The organism is Daejeonella sp. JGW-45 (assembly GCF_029360805.1).
Lineage (GTDB): Bacteria > Bacteroidota > Bacteroidia > Sphingobacteriales > Sphingobacteriaceae > Daejeonella.
In genome coordinates this window covers 431,285-449,741 of record NZ_JARKNC010000008.1, presented here as the reverse complement: position 1 = coordinate 449,741, position 18,457 = coordinate 431,285, and the positions used below count along the sequence as shown (strand labels likewise).

At 38.7% G+C, this 18,457-nt stretch carries 21 protein-coding genes; all 21 read right to left on the bottom strand.

What is annotated here, in order from left to right; genetic code table 11:
- Nucleotide 1 precedes the first annotated feature (1 nt).
- The 21 genes from P2W76_RS11515 to P2W76_RS11415 all read right to left on the bottom strand — a co-directional run bounded on the left by P2W76_RS11515 (nucleotide 2) and on the right by P2W76_RS11415 (nucleotide 18,455).
- Nucleotides 2–1,282: an efflux RND transporter permease subunit gene (locus P2W76_RS11515; protein WP_276347986.1), complete on the bottom strand. Its 1,281-nt coding sequence runs from the start codon at nucleotides 1,280–1,282 to the stop codon at nucleotides 2–4.
- Between the two features lie 332 nt (nucleotides 1,283–1,614).
- Complete coding sequence (locus tag P2W76_RS11510; protein ID WP_276347985.1) at nucleotides 1,615–1,926, bottom strand: hypothetical protein; 312 nt, start codon at nucleotides 1,924–1,926, stop codon at nucleotides 1,615–1,617.
- A 587-nt stretch (nucleotides 1,927–2,513) separates the two neighbouring features.
- Nucleotides 2,514–2,726 (bottom strand): hypothetical protein, encoded by a 213-nt coding sequence (locus tag P2W76_RS11505; protein ID WP_276347984.1) that lies wholly within the window; start codon nucleotides 2,724–2,726, stop codon nucleotides 2,514–2,516.
- An 80-nt stretch (nucleotides 2,727–2,806) separates the two neighbouring features.
- Nucleotides 2,807–2,974: an AraC family transcriptional regulator gene (locus P2W76_RS11500; RefSeq protein WP_276347983.1), complete on the bottom strand. Its 168-nt coding sequence runs from the start codon at nucleotides 2,972–2,974 to the stop codon at nucleotides 2,807–2,809.
- 45 nt (nucleotides 2,975–3,019) lie between these two features.
- Nucleotides 3,020–4,228: an efflux RND transporter periplasmic adaptor subunit gene (locus P2W76_RS11495; protein ID WP_276347982.1), complete on the bottom strand. Its 1,209-nt coding sequence runs from the start codon at nucleotides 4,226–4,228 to the stop codon at nucleotides 3,020–3,022.
- Nucleotides 4,229–4,230: 2 nt separating this feature from the next.
- Complete coding sequence (locus P2W76_RS11490; RefSeq protein ID WP_276347981.1) at nucleotides 4,231–5,586, bottom strand: efflux RND transporter periplasmic adaptor subunit; 1,356 nt, start codon at nucleotides 5,584–5,586, stop codon at nucleotides 4,231–4,233.
- Entirely contained in the window at nucleotides 5,564–6,811 is a 1,248-nt protein-coding gene (locus tag P2W76_RS11485; RefSeq protein ID WP_276347980.1) for a TolC family protein, read from the bottom strand. Before P2W76_RS11485 ends, P2W76_RS11490 begins: the two co-directional genes overlap by 23 nt.
- Nucleotides 6,798–8,747, bottom strand: coding sequence for an efflux RND transporter permease subunit (locus P2W76_RS11480; protein ID WP_276347979.1), 1,950 nt, complete (start codon nucleotides 8,745–8,747; stop codon nucleotides 6,798–6,800). Before P2W76_RS11480 ends, P2W76_RS11485 begins: the two co-directional genes overlap by 14 nt.
- On the bottom strand, nucleotides 8,737–10,041 hold the full coding sequence (locus P2W76_RS11475) for an efflux RND transporter permease subunit (protein ID WP_276347978.1): 1,305 nt from the start codon (nucleotides 10,039–10,041) through the stop codon (nucleotides 8,737–8,739). The genes P2W76_RS11480 and P2W76_RS11475 overlap by 11 nt, the downstream gene beginning before the upstream one ends.
- A gap of 5 nt (nucleotides 10,042–10,046) precedes the next feature.
- Nucleotides 10,047–10,289 carry a heavy metal-binding domain-containing protein gene (locus P2W76_RS11470; protein WP_276347977.1) on the bottom strand — a complete coding sequence of 81 codons (243 nt, stop codon included), beginning with the start codon at nucleotides 10,287–10,289 and terminating at the stop codon, nucleotides 10,047–10,049.
- Between the two features lie 14 nt (nucleotides 10,290–10,303).
- A complete protein-coding gene (locus P2W76_RS11465) occupies nucleotides 10,304–11,374 on the bottom strand; it encodes a YncE family protein (RefSeq protein WP_276347976.1) in 1,071 nt (356 codons plus the stop codon).
- 13 nt (nucleotides 11,375–11,387) lie between these two features.
- The gene (locus P2W76_RS11460; protein WP_276347975.1) at nucleotides 11,388–11,744 is read right to left on the bottom strand and encodes a heavy-metal-associated domain-containing protein; all 357 of its coding nucleotides are present in this window, start codon (nucleotides 11,742–11,744) and stop codon (nucleotides 11,388–11,390) included.
- Between the two features lie 94 nt (nucleotides 11,745–11,838).
- Nucleotides 11,839–12,231 carry a hypothetical protein gene (locus P2W76_RS11455; RefSeq protein WP_276347974.1) on the bottom strand — a complete coding sequence of 131 codons (393 nt, stop codon included), beginning with the start codon at nucleotides 12,229–12,231 and terminating at the stop codon, nucleotides 11,839–11,841.
- A gap of 101 nt (nucleotides 12,232–12,332) precedes the next feature.
- A complete protein-coding gene (locus P2W76_RS11450) occupies nucleotides 12,333–12,626 on the bottom strand; it encodes a DUF6122 family protein (protein WP_276347973.1) in 294 nt (97 codons plus the stop codon).
- Nucleotides 12,627–12,635: 9 nt separating this feature from the next.
- On the bottom strand, nucleotides 12,636–13,100 hold the full coding sequence (locus tag P2W76_RS11445) for a heme-binding domain-containing protein (RefSeq protein ID WP_276347972.1): 465 nt from the start codon (nucleotides 13,098–13,100) through the stop codon (nucleotides 12,636–12,638).
- A gap of 1 nt (nucleotide 13,101) precedes the next feature.
- Nucleotides 13,102–13,674 (bottom strand): DUF3347 domain-containing protein, encoded by a 573-nt coding sequence (locus tag P2W76_RS11440; protein ID WP_276347971.1) that lies wholly within the window; start codon nucleotides 13,672–13,674, stop codon nucleotides 13,102–13,104.
- A gap of 222 nt (nucleotides 13,675–13,896) precedes the next feature.
- Nucleotides 13,897–14,382 (bottom strand): hypothetical protein, encoded by a 486-nt coding sequence (locus P2W76_RS11435; protein WP_276347970.1) that lies wholly within the window; start codon nucleotides 14,380–14,382, stop codon nucleotides 13,897–13,899.
- Between the two features lie 220 nt (nucleotides 14,383–14,602).
- Nucleotides 14,603–15,061, bottom strand: a complete 459-nt coding sequence (locus P2W76_RS11430) for a DUF305 domain-containing protein (RefSeq protein ID WP_276347969.1) — start codon at nucleotides 15,059–15,061, stop codon at nucleotides 14,603–14,605.
- A gap of 72 nt (nucleotides 15,062–15,133) precedes the next feature.
- A complete protein-coding gene (locus tag P2W76_RS11425; protein WP_276347968.1) occupies nucleotides 15,134–15,478 on the bottom strand; it encodes a four-helix bundle copper-binding protein in 345 nt (114 codons plus the stop codon).
- Between the two features lie 31 nt (nucleotides 15,479–15,509).
- Nucleotides 15,510–16,127, bottom strand: a complete 618-nt coding sequence (locus tag P2W76_RS11420; protein WP_276347967.1) for a DUF305 domain-containing protein — start codon at nucleotides 16,125–16,127, stop codon at nucleotides 15,510–15,512.
- Between the two features lie 45 nt (nucleotides 16,128–16,172).
- Nucleotides 16,173–18,455 (bottom strand): multicopper oxidase domain-containing protein, encoded by a 2,283-nt coding sequence (locus tag P2W76_RS11415; protein WP_276347966.1) that lies wholly within the window; start codon nucleotides 18,453–18,455, stop codon nucleotides 16,173–16,175.
- Nucleotides 18,456–18,457: the final 2 nt, after the last annotated feature.

Here is an 18,457-nt window from a genome sequence, read left to right as displayed (position 1 = left end):
ACTAATCTTCGGTTTGAGTTTTTAAAACACGGTTTGTTAGCGAACGGTAGGCATTCTCGGCCATTACTATCCCAGGGTCTACTACATCTCCGATAGCAAGGGCAATTCCACCCAATGACATGATGTTAGAGGTCACCCCAAAAAATTGCATCAAGATAAATCCTATAAGTACAGATAAAATGATGCAGACAATGGCAATCAAACCACTACGGATGCTGAATAAGAAAACAATTACTACAATGGAAACAATCACGATCATTTGCCACAACGACTCGGACAAGGTATCTATAGATGCCAAAATCAAATCACTTCGATCATAAGCAGTTTTGAATTTTACACCGACAGGTAGACCTTTTTCTACCTCCTGCATCTTTACTTTCGTCCGCTCTATTACATCCTTTGCATTCTCACCAAAACGCATGACTACAATGCCGCCTACTACCTCACCTTCACCATTTTCATCCACTATCCCTAATCTTAAATCAGCTGACATTTGAACATCGGCAACGTCACTGAGCAGAACAGGAATTGACTTATATGTACCGATGGAAATATCTCTTATATCTTCAAGGCCGGTTATATAACCTTGTCCCCGGATCAGGTAGCCGGTGGAATTCATTTCGTAAAGACTTCCGCCCACATCCCGGTTATTTGCAGTTACAGCCCGGGTAATATCCATTAAAGGTACCCCATAATAGATTAGCTTATGAGGATCAATGGTTACCTGGTAAAGCTTTTGAAACCCACCAAAAGAGGCTACTTCACTTACCCCATCCACATTCTGCAGTGCAAACTTTACATACCAGTCCTGTAATGCCCGCAACTCTCCAAGATTATAACCATCTCCATCTAATGTATACCAAAATACATGGCCTAAGCCAGTTCCATCCGGTCCCAGCGTAGGGGTAACACCTTGCGGCAAAAATCGCTGAGCATAATTTAGTCGCTCAAGAACACGGGTACGGGCCCAGTACTCATCAACTCCATCATCAAACACGACAAAGATGAAACTCATACCAAACATGGAAGCGGCCCGGATAGATTTGATTTTCGGAATCCCCTGTAAATTGGAAACCAGTGGATATGTAATCTGATCTTCCATGATCTTCGGGTTACGGCCCATATACTCTGTGTAAACGATCACCTGATTTTCAGAAAGATCAGGGATCGCATCAACCGGCATGTTCTTGATGGAATATATTCCGCCAATGGCAATCATGACTATCCCTAACCATACAAAAAATCGGTTATTAATTGACCAGGTGATAATTTTTTCGATCATTTCATCTGCATTTAATGTTTGATGTAAGCATATACCTGAATGGCTATTCGCGAAAGCATTTTATGTTTATTGATATTATAAAAGGTTGGTGCGATCTAAAAAGGATCATAACCACAGAAATGCTATTTTAATTTTTGTTTTAGGCAGAGACTGTGGTGTGAAAAATCCATATATACTGAATAGTACATTGGAAAATATTTTGCAGTTTCTTGGGGGAGTGGGGCGAATGCTTGTAGGCAAAAATTAGTAATCCGTTGGCGGGATTAAGTATCTTGTATTTGTTATTATCTACAAACCTAAATTGCTCCCCTTTTATCCTTTAGTCGCAAGGATTATATCCTGTAAACGCAATTACGAATGAAAAGAGGTAAATTTTGAACTCGGGGAGGTGCTTTTACAAGCGGGTGTTCTTCCATTAATGAAGGAACATGTGCAGCACTTAATTCGAAATAATTGTGGATTAGAGCATCAGATGCAAACTGTGCTAATTGATAAGACGTATTGGGAGTTTTCTGATCTTTATCAATTTTAAGAAACTGTTGTTGGTCTTTGCAGCAGCCATTACTTTCGCTTTCTTTCATGCCGCAATTTGAGCAAACGACATCTTTGCTTTGTGATATGCTCCAATCAGTCAATTTTCCCATGCAATAGTGCATGTTTATCACTACACCAGAAGATGTGGTGATGTATAAAAGAGCCAATATGAAAACTGCAAAGTTCTTCACAAGAGTAAAATTATTAGTAAATGTATAAATACTAGTAGCTGCTTTATATGATTAGGATCACATAAAGCAGTGAATCTTATCACTAATTCTGTATTAATAAATACAGGAAAGTTATAATGCATCATCACCTTTCTAATACATAAGAAACTTTTATATTTAATCAGGCAAAGAATTATATTGGTTTACATGACAGTGGAGCCTTGTTTAGAGCGACTAGTTTTTCGAGCCCTTTCTACTCTTTTTGCTTTATATTGTGTGGGAGTAAATCCAGTAACTTTTTTGAATTGTCCGGACAAATGAGGTAAGTTGGCATAACCTAGTTTTTTTGATATTTCGGTAAGAGTTAGTTCGTTTTGGAATAGCAATTCCTCTGCACGCTTTGTTTTTTGGATAATAATAAAATGCTCCAACGTAACGCCCTCGACAATAGGAAATAGTTTAGTTATTTGGTACGGCGAGTATTTCTGACTCAGTTGCCCTGAAATTATATTATACCAGTCAATTTTTTAAGGGAGGATATCGGCTGAATGAATATATCGTATTACAATAGTTTTTATCTTCTCGACAATAATGCTTTTGAATGTATTTATCAGGCCTAATCCATATTTTTGAAGTTTTTTAGAAATTTCATCTAAGACTTTATCAGTTAAATCTTCCTTAACTTTTACAATACCGAAGTCAATGGCTATTGGCGTACAGCCAGCTTTCTCTACCTCCATTTTAACAATATGAATGCAGCATAGGCAAACCATATTCTTTATATACAGTTCTGTCATTATTAGTTGGGTTGAGGGAACAGTTAAATAATCGAATCTATCGCTTGTCTAGGGGCTCTGGCTTTTTTGAAAAGAGAAGGAGTTGAGCCTGTAACTTTTTTAAACTGAGCTGAAAGATGAGCGATGCTGCTATAGCCTAACTTATTAGCGATCTTCCCTAAGTTAAATTTATGGTAAAATAAAAGCTCCATTTTTACGTGTTAGGTTACATGTATGCAAGTCGATTGCGCGTTAATTTACATTTGACTCATATCGTGGCCAGCCATAGGATCAGAACCCTTCTTTAAGATAAATTCGCTTGATAAAAGATAAGCACCACTTACCACTACTTCTTTAACATTCTCTAATCCTGAGGTGATGATAATTTGGTTCTCGTCTTCCTGTCCGGTTATAACCATCTTTGGAGCGAACGTATTTTTGCCCGTTTTAATCCAAACGTGGGCGCCTTTACCATCCCGAATTACTGCATTGAGAGGCAACGCAACTGCATTATTGATTTTTGCCGTATTTAATAATACAGTGGCCTGCATTCCAGATTGCAATTTGCCCTGACTTTGTATAGGTGCCCTAACTTTTAATATTTGGCTTGAAGGATCAATTTGAGGTGAAATGAAATTTATTTTTACTGTCTGTTCTAACTCAGGAAATCCATTAACAGATACTTTGATAGGAGTGCCCGCTTTTATTGAACTAGCTTCACCCGGATAAACATCTGCTTCTACCCATAGCTGGCTAAAATTTTCTAATCTTATAATTGGGGAACCCTCAGAAACGTACTGACCTTCTGAAACACTCACTTCGTTAACGACACCTGAAGCAGTGGCATTGACGGTTACAACCGGTGAAGTTTTATTGCCTCGAGCCAGGCTCTCGATCTGAGCATTTGAGTATCCAAATAATCGGAGTTTATTTTTAGCTGCTTCCCGAAGAGTAACATAAATCTTCTCGTTAGGAAATGCAGCGGCTTGTTTTACCTGGAGTAAGTAGTCTTGCTGAAGCGTTTGAAGTTCTTCACTATAAATCTGAAAAAGGGGCTGTCCTTTAGAAACCTGACGGCCCGTTTCTTTGACAAATAACCGTTCAATACGCCCGGCGTACCTGCTTGAGATTACTTCTGAAAGTTCAGGATTTGTAACCAACCTTGCATTTAATACTTTAGAAGTCCCAAAATTACTTGTTGCAATTTGCATTGTTGTAATATTGGCTAGCTGAATTTGGCTGTCCATTAATATAAGCTCATTTTTATCGCTACCATTACTAACAGGAACCAAATCCATTCCGCAAATGGGGCAAGAGCCTGGAGCATCTTTTATCACCTGAGGGTGCATCGGGCAGGTATATTTTTGAGATAAAGCGGCCTTTTTCTCATTTTTACAAGCTGCAATAAACAGAGAAGGAGCTAGCGTAAGCACTGCTAAACTCTTTATAAATCTTTTCCTTTCCATATTTATTGTCTGGTTATACTTTGTACATTAATAAAGCTTTCACTATCTATCAGGAACCATGCGTTTACAGCTACATCCTGTGTCATATCTATGCTGTTCCCTATATCTATCCATTCTCCTGAAACACTTTTTACAGCTACGTAAACAGGGACAAATGCATTATTTTTCTTAATGAATGAAACATAGCGGGTACCCAATTGAAGTACAGCGGTACGCGGCAGCCAGTTGCCAATTTTCCGGGTACTTTCACTTTTTACAGTGATCAGTTCCCCAACTTTCCATGATTTATCTGAATTGTTAACAGTAGCTCGGACAAGGGAATAGTTTGTTCCTTCACTATAGTATGGTTGGATTAAGCTTACCGGGACTCTATTTCTTTTAGTCTTCACATCAACTGATTGCACCTCAATCATTGTACCTCTTTTAAACTTATCTATATCAGAAGGATTTACATAAAATTCAGCCCAGATCACATTGGAATTAACTAAGCTAAACAGCTTTTGTCCTACAGATACGTATTGTCCTTCTCTCAATTGTAAAGGAGAATTAGTGGCTACATCAGGAACTGAAGGTGTTGCGTTGGAAGCAGAGGCCCCAGAAGAACCCGCCATTCCCCCCATAGAAGAGCTACCACCCGAGGATTCAGATGTAATCATTGTACTGCCTGCTGAACTTAGCCCCCCAGCGGAGGCTGAAGTATTTTGAAGTTCTGATACATAACCTGAATACGGGCTGTAGATACTTACTGTATAATCTACTTTTCCAGTGCTGAGAACTTGTTTGATCTGTTGTTCCGTAGCTCCTAAGAGCCGAAGTTTTCTTTTTGCCTGTTCTAAAAGAGCAGGCTCATTGTTATTTTTTAAAAAGAGTAACTCCTGTTGGGCATTCGCTAAATCCGGACTATAAATATCCATAAGCTTTTGACCTTTGGATACTGGCTGATAGTTATACTTTACGTACAATTTCTCAATCCTTCCACTTACTCTCGACGAAACCGAATTTTGATTATTCGTATTGTAATTGATGACTCCTTTTACATTTATATCCTGAAAACGCGAGCCCGTTTGGGGCTTTATAGTTTTTATTCCTGAAAGCACAACCTCATTCGTTGGTTTAACCAGGGCTGCCAGTGTATCATTAACACCCCCATCTTTCCCCGATGAATTCATTGGTACTAAATCCATTCCGCAAATAGGACATGATCCCGGCGCATCTTTAACTATTTGAGGATGCATGGGACAAGTATATTTAGTCGCCTCTGTTGTTTCTGCCTGCTTATTCTTTCCTTTACAGGCTGATAGTAAAAGAATAGCAAATAAAACGACTATTGGAAAACTACCTTTCAATATTCTTTTCATATTCAACAATCATTTGATAAAATTTCTGTAATTGTTCCAAATAGTTCATCTGAGACATATTTACGGCTTCCCAACCATCAATTACCGTATTCACATCACCTTTATTCTCCTGATAAGAAAGCATAGATACTTTTAAATTCTTATTTAGAGCAGGCAATATTTTAGTTTCGTAATTTCTTAACTGGGTTTGCATGTTTAACACTTCAGTTTCCATGGATTTAGTCATTCCAAGCATCTCCGATAGCATACCTTCCTTTTGCTGACGCATGGCCTCACGCTCAAAATTCATGGACTTAATCTCAGACTTATACATTTTAGATGACCACGGAGCAATTGGAATAGATATCATTCCCATAAGCGTATATTGATTTGGCATCATTTCCGCGCGTGGGGACATATGTTCCAATCGTATACGGAAATCAGGCTTGGCCTCCTGCCGCATTTGATTAATGTTAAGTTCCATAGCACGAATCGATCTATCCATTTGCTGAATATCACTTCTGTTCGTTGCTAAATAAGAAGTATCCAGAACAGCAAGTGGAGTAAAAACGACCTTTTTAGTTGTATCTACAGTAAAATCTGAATTAACAGGCCTGTACATTAATGCATTCAAAGCGATCTTTTTAGACTTAATCTCACTTTCAGTCATTAAAATCATATTTTCTGACTCATAAAGCCGCCCTTCAGCTTTAAAAACCTGACTTAATGAGCCTTGGTTGTATGGATAGCGAATTTCTGCAAGCTTTTTCATGGTCCCCATAATAGTCTGGTTTTCCTTCTGGAAAGCAATCTTTTTATCAGCTACCAATAGTTCATAATAAAGTTGTTTCGCCCTCGCTCTTAATTGATTGGCTTGTGCCGCCTGTGCAGCTCTCGTAATAGACGACTGGGCGGCAAGGTATTTTGCCTTTGCTTTTGTCTTAGCGGGATTAGGAATATCCTGTTCCGCTGACAACATCCAGGCTCCTCTATCAGCTTCATCCATAACCATTGAACCGGGATACGGCGTCATAAAAGTTCCTACACCAACCATTGGAGCCATCCATGATCCGGCTCCTTCAACCTTTGCGTCCTGGCTTTTTACCTGACTGTCAAAAGCCTTTAGGGTTGGATTATTTGCGTTAATTTCCTGTAATACTTTATCCAGGGTTAATACTTCCTGACCGTATGCAATGGTAGAAACAGCTAACAATACAAGCAGGATAAAATTTCTAATGATGTACATCGTGCACCTCCAATTTTCCAAACTTTTTTAATTCATATTCTTTTGTCATCAGAAAGATGAGCGGGGTAACCAGCAGGATATGCGTAGATGAAGTTAAAACCCCTCCGATCATTGGTAAGACAATGGGTTGCATCATGTCGCTACCCACACCTGTCGACCATAACACAGGTATTAAACCAAAAAGAGCCACGCAGACAGTCATGATCTTTGGGCGCAGGCGTTTTGCTGCCCCGTTGATTACATATTCCCTTAAATCTTCTTTTGTAATAGTTTCGCTTGAATTTCCTTTCAAAGCAACCAGTTGTTTCATTGCATCATTCAGATAAATAACCATAACAACCCCGGTTTCCACCGCAATACCAAATAATGCGATAAACCCAACCGCAACTGCCACCGACATATTAACTCCCCAGAAGTAAATAAGATAGGCACCGCCGATTAGCGCAAAAGGAATGGTTACTAAACTTAGAAATGCTTCTCTCGCAGATTTAAATGCCAGATATAGGGATATGAAAATAATGATCAATACAATGGGCAGGATGTAAATTAAAGTCTGTTGCCCGCGAATTAAGTTTTCATATTGTCCGCTCCATTCTACAAAGTATCCATTCGGCAGCTTTAGATCTTTGTTCAACTTATCTATTGCCTCCTGAACAGTGCTTCCCAGATCCCGCTCTCTTACATTGAACATTACCGCCCCTCTTAAAAGTGCATTTTCGGAAGTGATCATTGGAGGGCCGTCCGCAAAGCGTATATCAGTAACTGCGGAAAGCGGAATGGTGCCGGCATCCGGGGAATTTATAGGGATACGCTTAATTCTGTCAATGCTATTCCGGTAATCCTGACCAAGCCTTAAATGGATATTAAACCGTTGTCTTCCTTCAATGGTAGTACCGAATGGAGCACCACCAATAGCAGTTTCAACCGTTGCGTTAATATCATCTACTGTCAAGCCATACCGCTCAAGTTGGTCTCGTTTTATATCTATTTCAAGATACTTTCCTCCGGTAACGGGTTCAACATATAAGTCTTTAACTCCTTCAATATTTTGCAATAATGTTTGAACTTTTTGTGAGACAGCAGCAATTTGATTTAAATCCTGGCCGTAAACTTTAACCCCAACATCGGTACGAATACCTGTCGAAAGCATATTAATCCGGTTAATGATTGGCTGTGTCCATCCGTTGACTACTCCGGGGATCTGAAGTTTTGCATCCAATTCCGCTATGATATCCTTTTTAGTTATTCCAGGTCGCCACTCGCTCTTCGGTTTTAAGGATACAATGGTTTCAATCATGCTGATAGGCGAATTATCAGTTGCTGTATTCGCTCTCCCAGCTTTTCCTAAAACCTTATCAACTTCCGGTACTGATTTAATTAATTTGTCCTGAACCTGTAAAATACGTTTGGCCTCTGCATTTGAAACATCCGGTAAAGTAACTGGCATGAACAAAATAGATTGTTCATCAAGTGGAGGCATAAACTCCCTGCCCAGGCTCATTACTAAAGGAATGCTGATTAATAAAGCAAGGATATTTATTCCCAATGTTGTTTTCCGATACTTCATACAAGCCCGGATAATTGGTTCATACTTCTTTTCCAACCATCGGTTAATCGGGTTTTCATGTTCAGATCTGAATCTTCCTTTCATGAAGAAGGAAATAATAACGGGAGCCAGGGTTACCACCAGAAAAGCATCTACAATTAATATAAACGTCTTGGTATAAGCTAGCGGGTGAAAAAGCTTTCCTTCTTGTCCGGTTAAAAGAAATACTGGCAGAAAAGAAGTTATTATAATTACAGTAGAGTAAAAAACACCACGTGATACCTGCTTACAGGCTTTCTCAATAATGCTTAATCGCTCTTCATTATTAAGCTTTACATAATCATCCTGTCGGTTCTTTCTTTTGAAAAAGGTGTTGAATTTATTGCGCATCTGTTTGTCCTCCTTTTCTTAATTCATTAAGTTCAGCTTGCCTAACGGCAAGATGTTTATAGGCGTTTTCAGCCATAATAATTCCATTGTCGACAATTACTCCAATGGCAAGTGCAATACCGGTGAGGGACATAATATTTGATGAAATATCAAAAGCATTCAGTATAATAAAGCTGGCAGCTATTGTAATTGGGATTTGAATAATAATACTAACTGCGCTTCTCCAGTGAAATAAAAACGCAATGACTATGAGAGAAACCACAATCATTTCCTCTATAAGCGTATTCTTGATAGATGATATGGACTCTTCAATCAATTCACCTCTGTCATACACAATATTGAATTTCATTCCTTCGGGTAGACCTTTGCTTACCTCGGTCATTTTTGCTTTTACTTTTTGTATAGCTTCATCTGCGTTCTCGCCGTATCGAAGTACCACAATTCCGCCTACTACTTCACCCTCTCCGTTGTAGTCAAATATTCCAAGGCGGCTTTCACCCGCCATTTGCACAGTTGCAACATCTTTTATTTTAACAGGAATTGAATTTTGAGTACGAACAGCCAGGTTTTCCATTTCCTCAATGGACTTCAGATATCCGGTAGTTTTAATAATGTATCCTACATCATTCATCTCAAATTTGCGCCCGCCTGCTTCATTGTTATTGGTATTAACAGCACGGGTTATATCAGATACAGAGAGCTTGTAGTAAGTGAGCTTATTTGGATCAATATTAATTTGATATTGCTTTTGAAAACCACCGAAAGATGCAATTTCACTAACTCCAGGTACATTTTGAAGTGCGAATTTAATATACCAATCCTGAACAGCCCGTTGTTCGCCAAGATCCATTCCCGGAGCGTCCAGCGTATACCATAATACATGCCCGACACCTGTTCCATCGGGACCCATAGTTGGCGTAACACCTTCCGGTAGGGCATTCCCAATGGAGTTTAACCGTTCAAGTACTCGTGAACGAGCCCAGTAAACATCTATATTATCCTCAAAAATTATATAGATAAAGCTCATTCCGAACATGGAATTGGCTCTTACATACTTCACTTTTGGCAAACCCTGAAGGTTTGTCACCAACGGATAGGTAATTTGATCTTCGATAATCTGAGGACTTCTCCCCATCCATTCAGTGAATACGATTACCTGGTTTTCTGACAAATCTGGTATTGCATCAATTTTGCTGGTTTTAACAGAATAGATACCCCAGCCAAATATTCCTGCGGCTAAAAGCAAAACCAGAAATCTGTTTCGCAATGAAAATTCGATAAGTTTCTCTACCATAATTTTTAGTGCTGATGGCCAGAGTGGTCTTCTTTTTGTTCTTTTGCAACAAGATCCATTTTGCATTTAGGACATTTACCAGGCTTATCACTAACTACTTCAGGGTGCATAGGACAGGTGTATGTCGTACCTGCTGTATGAACTGATGTTGAGTCAGCAGATTTATTTTTATCTGATGTGCTGTTTGAATTGCAAGCTGAAATAAATAACGCAATTGCTGCTATAGCTGTTAGAATTAAACTTTTCATTGTGGTTGTCTTTGTTAATTGTTAATTATTAATATGCCGTTCGGTTTTGCTCCTACAGTTATATCCTTTATTGTGGTATGGTTTGAAGCGTTGATAACAGAAACATTTTTCGCTAACTGATTGGTGACATAAGCTGTTTCACCGTCTTTAGTGAAAGCAATGGCATGAGCTCCGAGACCGGTTGAAAATACATTTCCATGTACCCAGGTATTAGTTCCGCTGTTAAGTGTCCAGTAGTGGACCCTACCATTATCAGGATCAGTTACCCACAACTCGTTTTTGAACGCATTATGAGCCACACTTCCCGGCATAAATCCAAGAGCTATTGTTTGGACAACGGTATTTGAGATTACATCGATGACACTCACTGACTGTCCATCTTCATTATCCACGTACATTTTGTTATCCTGGCCTACCCATGCTGCAACAGGATTATCTCCAACAGGTATTGTCGCTATCCTCTCTTTAGTAATGGGATTGATAACCATTACGTTATCGTTGCCACCATTTGCCACATAAGCTTTTGTTCCGTTTGCTGAGAAAGTAACTTCGGCTGGTTCCATTCCAACACTTATCACTTTTTTAAGCATGTATGACTGGGCATCATAAACCAGCACTTTTCCTTCCATTTCCATCTGTGAAGTCCAGATTTCCTTCCCATCGGGTGAAAAGACAGCGTTATGGTTCATAGCTGGCAACTCTAAATTTTTGATCATAGAACCCTTTTGGCCATCAAGTACCATGACCATTCCGTTCATATTCGGCATGCCGCCAGCATGTCCTGCGCTCAAATCTGTTCCTGGAATTGCTATGGAAAGATTATTCGATGTCGGAGATTTATAAATATGATGAGGCCACATTACCATTTTACCATCGTTTCCCATTAAAGGAATAGTCTCAGTTACGAGGTTCTTTGTGATATCAATCACTGAAACAGATGCATCTTCACCGTTTACTACATAAGCTGCAGAATAATTGATATTAAGATTCATTCCCATATCTTCGTCCATATCATGATTCATTTTCTTACAGCTCAATAGAGTTAGGGAGCCTACAATCAGAACTGCGAATGTTATTGCTTTCATTATTCAGATCAGTTTAAGGGTTTGATTTATTTACTTGCAATTTTACCCGCTCATACTGACAGCAGTCAGGAAGGCTATTATAGGCTTTAGTATCTGCTGTAAATTTCTCAGTGTCGTAACCAACCCCGGCTATCTGCTTTTGAATAGCATCTACTGAAACTTTTGAAGAGTCAAATACGACGTAAGCGATTTTTTTACTGGGATCCCAGGTTATTGAGGTTGCACCGGCACTTTTTGCGGCGTTTTCAATCGTCCTCTTGCACATATTGCAATTCCCGGATACTTTAAAGGATGTGCTTTTATCCTGGGCGAGTACAGCAGTACTAAAAAGGATTGAAAAAGCCACACCAAAAAACGTAGTGGTTTTCATGATTTTTTTAATAAGAGTTAAGAAAAAAGTAAAGAATTTGGCATGGATGCCTACGTCAAACTATCGAATTAGCTTGAACATCATGGAAATGGTATTATATGCGGAAGGTGCAGTTTCGGATAAAAACAGGGGTATTATCCGTAGTGGGAGGTGCATTTGATAGAGGTTGCTCTTCTGTTATAGAAGAGGCATACACCTCAGGGATTACTGAATATTTGTTCCAAGCCAGATCTGAACTGAAAGCTTTAAAGTGATAAGAATTATCGGAAAGCTTTTGGGCATTGTCAACTTTAACCAGCTTACTGTCATGCTTGCAGCAATTTTTGGCACTGTCAGCCTTCATGCCGCATTTACTGCATTTTTTAAATTCTTTAGAAATTAATCCCGACTCAATTAACTGCCCCATGCAATAATGAAAATGCATAGTCGCTCCGGATGAGATACCCAGATAGAAAACAGCTAATATGGTGATAATGAACTTTTTCATTTGAACCTGTACAAAGATTGAGAAAAAAACTGATATGTTTTTACATAATTCCTTGAAAATTTTATATCCAATCTTGGAATTGCAATATTCAACGGATTGCATTAAACATAACAATCAATATAATCAAGCGCCATATGAATTATCAAACCTACGGCTACCAAACGCGCTTTTGGAAAAAATAACAATATAAAATAGATAGCAATAGCTATATAAGAGTGTAATGGATGAAAGCCAACACTACACCTATTAGGATCATAAATAGGCACAGCTAATAAATGGTCAAGGTCGACTATCATAGTTGCAATCATTATCAGCCATGCCTTCGCAAATTGCTTTTTATAAAAAACAACCGCGATTAACGCTGGAACGACCAAGTGAAGTATGATATGAAGCATAAGTATTTCTTACCTGGATCCCAATAGACTACCCCTTGTATCTTCAACCCATTTTAAAATTTGGCTTTTCTCCTCTTCACTGAGCTTAGCTTCCCGATGTAACAGTAGATAGGAAGATAAAGGCATCGTATCGTCTGTTATACTGCTACCTATGGCCCGCAATTTATTTGACTGCCTCCTTTTAGAATAGGTGCCATAGTCATTAAAATTAAGCTCCTTCTTGCCTTCCTCTACATGATGGTCCAACCAATAACGAAAAGGTTGAACGTTCGCATACCACGGATAGTTTGTATTATTACTATGGCAATCATAGCAGGATTTTACAAGAACAGCATGAATATTCTTAGGAACGTTATAAATTCTGGAAATGTCGTTTATAGCCATCTGGCCGCTTTGATTGCGGACAGATGGTATAAACTGAAGGCCGATAAATACTATTATTAGTACTGGAAGTATTCTCTTATAGCCCCTCATTTCAATTGTTTAGTTCTTCTTTAATTGTCCCGCAACTTGACATTTCTGTGCCCATATACGGGTTTTTTATCTCTTTAGATGCAGTTAACCAATTGGCACCTTTGTTATTATTATACATTGGACAATTAGCCTGATAAAGCGTTTGTCCTGCTCCAAAAGTTTTTACAAGATCATATACATCATTACTAAGCATATCAAAGTGTTCCCTTTGATGTTTTAAGTTACCTACGTTCGCAGAAATATGCTCTGCATGCTCTTTGGCATCTACTTCTATTTCATTGTATACTTTGGTCTGCTCAGCTGTAAATGATGATTTATCCAATCTGTTCATTGTTGCAACGATATTCTTTCCGGCTTCAGCTGCATTTTTATCATTGTCTTGCGCAAGGGCTTGAGATAGCTGTAAATATCCGTCAACAATACCCTTAATTGGGGAAGTGGATGTGCCAGCATCAGCAGTTATTGCCGATTCATCGCTTTTAGTGGTATCGTTTTCGGCTGTTGAAGTAGAATTATTATTACAAGCGGTCAAAATTATAGTAAATAGGGCTATGCTAAAAATTAGTTTTTTCATCTTTTTTGAGTTAAGTTTTTAATAATTACAGCAAACTTTAAAAAAAGGCTGTATTTAAATTGTAGGTCGATACCTTATTATTAGAACCGTTGCCGCTAATAAGGCATTAGAGACTGGCAAGTCAAGCAAGCTGAATAGTTGACTGTAAAAGAGTGACTAATTCTGAAAGTCTCTAATATTCAGGCAAAACGTATTCAACCTCACTTTATATGAGAAGATTGATCAGATTTGAAAACTTTGAATTGCAATTCGGATATCATTTGTAGGAGGTCGCTGTCGATTATCTAAATATTTATCAAACCCCTTTTTTATAGGTAAAACAGCAAGTGGAGTGTAATAAAATCCGGTAATATCTAAAACAGGAGGTTTTGCGATTATTTTTCCGGATTGTGGTGCGATTTTATCTAAAGAATAAAATTTGCGAACTTCATCCTGGCAACAAGAACCGTCCTCAGCTGAACCAGATTGAGAGTGATTAAGTTCAGGCTTTTTATGAGCGGTTTCACGGTTGCCAGAATGTTTATGAGAACCATGGTTATGTGCTATATCAGCAGAGGAAGCAGAATCATGGGCGTGTGATGAATGATCGTGGACATGCTCTTCCGACTTGCTCCCCTGAGATTTATATTCAATCTGTAAAGCACAGGCAAAACCCACTAAAGTGTTTAGCAGAAAAATTACCAGTAGAAATAATGCTTTAGATTTCATATTTATCTGAACAAATATAGTCACTTTAACTTTTAACGTCCAACTTAAGCTTAATACTGGCCTGAAATGATATCTCTCTGTGGCTCCTGATTGAGTTTGTATGTTAGCTATCCACCATTTAAAATCGTTCCTTGAGGTGGGAATCATTGGTTTAGAGTTTTTTATCCAAAATCACCACCTGTTGCCTGATGTATGCATTAAATAGTACGAACGAGTATAATTATTTCATTCGTGCTATTATCCTTTTCATCTGAGCTATCTCTTTTTCTTGCGCTGTAATGATCTCCTGCGCCAGCTGTTTAACTTCAGGATCTTTTAGATTGGCGTTTTTGCTGGTCATAATAGCTATGGAGTGATGTGGTATCATTCCTTTCATATATTGGACGTCACCAATGGGCGTTTGCGTTCTAACACCTGTTAGAGCCAGAAAAAATATGGTGATACTTGAAAAGACTATAATTAAGTTTGACTTTTTATTTTGATACATCATCCTCATTAAAGCTAACATCAACAATGACATTAGAGCTACCATCATTAACGTCATATAGAGACGGGTTGTATTTAAATAAATATGATTAATACTATCAACATTCAAGTACATAACTGCATACATTATAAAAAACGAGGCCAATATCATAATAAAAAACGTCCGATAATTGTTGTTGTTGTTGTTGTTCATTTTTTTAAATTAAAAGTTTCAAAAAGTAGCTATCCGTTGGTATGTAACAGATAGCTACTGTTAATAATTAAATCAAACAGCGGTAGCCATTTGCTCACATGCTTCAGCACATCTGCGGCAAGCTTCAGCACACTCACGGCAGTGTTCCATACCCATTGAAGCATGTTTTTCACATTCGTCAGCACATGCGTTACAAACATCAGCGCAAACACGGCATAAATGGTGACTATATTCACTTCCCAAACTCATCAGCTCTGCTGCTGACCTGCAAATTGAGGCGCATTCCAGATCCAGTTGGATACAGCGAGCCATCATTTTAACATCGTCTTCTTTAAGACATTCGGTAGCACAATGGCTACAAGCTACTGCACATGCTACACAAGCATCAATACAGTCTTTAAATTGTTGATGTGACATAATTAATTGTTTTATAGGTGAATTGATATGATTATTTACCGTCTGACAACAGCCATTCTTGTAACTCTTTTATTTCTGCCTGCTGTGCATCAATAATTTTTTGTGCCATAGCTTTCATACTTGCATCATGGCCGTATATTAATTCCAAACGGGAATTTTCGATAGCAGCATGATGATGCCCAATCATTAGCATCGCAAAATCGTGGTCAATATCACCATTGATAATTTGCAGGTCAGCCTGTTTTTCGTTTTTTCCCATTTCCTTCATCATTTGTTCATTAAATTCCATGGACATCATATGCGGATTATGAACAGCTAGAAAAGCATCCAACTGTACGATTTCAGCTTGTTGAGCGGCTATGATTTTTTGTGCCATTTCTTTCATTTTAGCATCGTCTCCGTCTTTCAATTCGGCATTAGACATGTCAATGGCTCCCTGATGATGCATTTTCATCATCATAGCAAAATCATCATCCGGGTCTTTGCTCATTGGCATAACCATCATTTTTGCCATCATGGCGTGCATAATCCCCATCATCAAATTCTGGTCATGCTTCTGAATTTTGATCAGGTCATCGTTGTCTTTGCTGCAGGCCTGGGTAAACAGGAGTAATCCTGCCATTGCAAGTGTTTTAATTGTAGTTTTCATAGATTCGACTTTTAAGTTGTTAATTAATGTATTCGAGTTTTAGCGTTAATAAACTAAGGTCAGTCCTGCACCCCATTTATAATCACTGTCATAATTCGTGCTCAGGGACAGATAGCGGCTGAACATATATCGAAACCCTATTGCGTATTCTTTATCGGTATTTACTCTTAAGTCTGCAAAAAAATTATTGCTAAGCGGAAGATCTTCCCGTTCCAATTGGAGTCTGAGTTTTCCTGTGTGGTCAACACGCCATTCAGACCTGACCAACATCGGAAGCAGGTAATAAAAGCCAGCATCAAAAACACTTCGATCATCTTTTGAATTAGGATTTGAAAAGCCTCCCAGATTTTTATTCCTCCTAAAGTCATATCCTATAAAAGGAGCGAAGTATTGTTGTTCTCCTATATATCTCAAAAAATGGTTTTCAATTTCGAAATCACCTTTGTAGGTCGCTCGGGCTTCTATCTCCAAAGCACTTCTATTGCCTGAAAGCGTATAGTTAGCAAATGCGGCTTGTGAATGTGCGGAAAGGTCAAGCCAGGAATATAGTTTGGTGTCTTCTCTTTTCAGTTCTTTATTCCCATTCCGGGCAAATTCATTTTTCTCACTCCCCTCGTAACTGACTATTCTGGCCATACCACTCATCATATGATACAAGTTGTGGCAATGGAAAAACCAATCTTTCTCTTCATTTGCATAAAATTCTATGGTTACTGTCTCCATAGGTTTTATATCAAACGTATGCTTCATGGGTGAATAAGCTCCATTAGCATTTACAAACCTGAAAAAGTGACCATGTAGGTGCATTGGATGGCGCATCATGGTAGTATTGGTTAATACAAAGCGTACGTTTTCTCCTTTCCGTATAAGGATGTTATCTGACTGTGAAAGAGTTTTATTGTCGAAAGACCAGATATAACGAAGCATATTCCCAGTAAGGGTGAGCTTTACTTCCCTGAATTGCTTAGTAGAATCTAGGACTGATGGATTGATGCTGCTCAGCATATTATAGTTTAGAACCACATCAGTTCCATTCATTGGCGGCATGAACATGCCAGGCATATTACCTTCCGAATCCATCTTCATATCGCCATGATTCATTGCTTGTGGCTTAGGGTCGTTATTATTTTGATTTTCCATGTTCATCCCCTCATGATTCATGGGTGATGTCTTTTTTGTAGAATCGGCTTTACCGCCCATATTCATGCTTGGCATACCATGCATATTACCCATATCCATGCCTCCCCCGCTCATATCCATGTTGCTCATCATTTGATTCATTTCCCGCATCATAGCGAAATAATTCAGCCTGGGTAAATCGGGTGCTTTTACTTCAATGCCATTACCAATAAAAACCGAACCGTGGCCAGTTATATCCCAGGATGTAGCACGAAATTCATATGCACCACTCTCCGGAATTTTTATAATAACATCATAAGTTTCAGCTGTACCCAACTCGATTTTATCTACCATTAAGGGCTTTACATTTATACCATCAGCAGAAGCTACCTGCATGGGACCTCCGGCAAATTGAGTGGTGAAGTAAGTAGATGAAGATCCATTGATTATTCGAAGTTTTATGATTTCTCCTGGCTTTACATCTTTAATGTAAGTCTTCTCTTTTCCATTTATCAGGAATTTATCGTAGTAGACATCGGCAACATCCATAGGCGTCATCCGCTGCCATTCCTGCTTTACTTTATCTTTAAAGTAGCCAGCCGCAATTGCTTCACCGTAACTCTGCAAGGCGCCTTTGCGAATGGTATACCATTCGGCACCCCGCTTAAGGTATCTAAGTACCTGATGCGGGTTTTCATCCGTCCAGTCAGATAATAACAGCACATAATCCTTCATAGGAGGTTCATCAGGGCGTTTAATAACAATTGACCCATACAGTCCTGATTGCTCCTGAAGCATCGTATGTGAGTGATACCAATAAGTTCCGCTTTGGATAAGGGGGAAAGTAAAAGTGTAAGTGGTTCCGGGTTTAATAGGAGCGGTAGTTAAATAAGGAACTCCATCTTCACGATTAGGCAAAAGGATTCCATGCCAATGGACAGAAGTCTCATGTTTCATTTTATTATGAACCCTAATCACAGCTGTATCACCCTGAGTAAAGTTTAGCGTTGGTGCGGGTATAGAACCATTTACAGCAATAGCCATCCGGTGCTTGCCAGTAAAATTTACCATGGTATCCGCAACAGTTAAATCATATACAACCCTCTTACCTTTATACGGTGAAGCAGGATTTGCTACTTTACCCTGGGCAAAAAGAGTATTTATCCCGAAGGGTAAAAGCAACAATATGTAAATAGGAATCTTTTTCATTT

Bases quoted from the DNA above. Each gene is read 5' to 3' on its own strand.
- P2W76_RS11515 (WP_276347986.1), bottom strand. From the start codon at position 1,282: ATGATCGAAAAAATTATCACCTGGTCAATTAATAACCGATTTTTTGTA.
- P2W76_RS11510 (WP_276347985.1), bottom strand. From the start codon at position 1,926: ATGGGAAAATTGACTGATTGGAGCATATCACAAAGCAAAGATGTCGTT.
- P2W76_RS11505 (WP_276347984.1), bottom strand. From the start codon at position 2,726: ATGGAGGTAGAGAAAGCTGGCTGTACGCCAATAGCCATTGACTTCGGT.
- P2W76_RS11500 (WP_276347983.1), bottom strand. From the start codon at position 2,974: ATGGAGCTTTTATTTTACCATAAATTTAACTTAGGGAAGATCGCTAAT.
- P2W76_RS11495 (WP_276347982.1), bottom strand. From the start codon at position 4,228: ATGGAAAGGAAAAGATTTATAAAGAGTTTAGCAGTGCTTACGCTAGCT.
- P2W76_RS11490 (WP_276347981.1), bottom strand. From the start codon at position 5,586: ATGAAAAGAATATTGAAAGGTAGTTTTCCAATAGTCGTTTTATTTGCT.
- P2W76_RS11485 (WP_276347980.1), bottom strand. From the start codon at position 6,811: ATGTACATCATTAGAAATTTTATCCTGCTTGTATTGTTAGCTGTTTCT.
- P2W76_RS11480 (WP_276347979.1), bottom strand. From the start codon at position 8,747: ATGCGCAATAAATTCAACACCTTTTTCAAAAGAAAGAACCGACAGGAT.
- P2W76_RS11475 (WP_276347978.1), bottom strand. From the start codon at position 10,041: ATGGTAGAGAAACTTATCGAATTTTCATTGCGAAACAGATTTCTGGTT.
- P2W76_RS11470 (WP_276347977.1), bottom strand. From the start codon at position 10,289: ATGAAAAGTTTAATTCTAACAGCTATAGCAGCAATTGCGTTATTTATT.
- P2W76_RS11465 (WP_276347976.1), bottom strand. From the start codon at position 11,374: ATGAAAGCAATAACATTCGCAGTTCTGATTGTAGGCTCCCTAACTCTA.
- P2W76_RS11460 (WP_276347975.1), bottom strand. From the start codon at position 11,744: ATGAAAACCACTACGTTTTTTGGTGTGGCTTTTTCAATCCTTTTTAGT.
- P2W76_RS11455 (WP_276347974.1), bottom strand. From the start codon at position 12,231: ATGAAAAAGTTCATTATCACCATATTAGCTGTTTTCTATCTGGGTATC.
- P2W76_RS11450 (WP_276347973.1), bottom strand. From the start codon at position 12,626: ATGCTTCATATCATACTTCACTTGGTCGTTCCAGCGTTAATCGCGGTT.
- P2W76_RS11445 (WP_276347972.1), bottom strand. From the start codon at position 13,100: ATGAGGGGCTATAAGAGAATACTTCCAGTACTAATAATAGTATTTATC.
- P2W76_RS11440 (WP_276347971.1), bottom strand. From the start codon at position 13,674: ATGAAAAAACTAATTTTTAGCATAGCCCTATTTACTATAATTTTGACC.
- P2W76_RS11435 (WP_276347970.1), bottom strand. From the start codon at position 14,382: ATGAAATCTAAAGCATTATTTCTACTGGTAATTTTTCTGCTAAACACT.
- P2W76_RS11430 (WP_276347969.1), bottom strand. From the start codon at position 15,061: ATGAACAACAACAACAACAACAATTATCGGACGTTTTTTATTATGATA.
- P2W76_RS11425 (WP_276347968.1), bottom strand. From the start codon at position 15,478: ATGTCACATCAACAATTTAAAGACTGTATTGATGCTTGTGTAGCATGT.
- P2W76_RS11420 (WP_276347967.1), bottom strand. From the start codon at position 16,127: ATGAAAACTACAATTAAAACACTTGCAATGGCAGGATTACTCCTGTTT.
- P2W76_RS11415 (WP_276347966.1), bottom strand. From the start codon at position 18,455: ATGAAAAAGATTCCTATTTACATATTGTTGCTTTTACCCTTCGGGATA.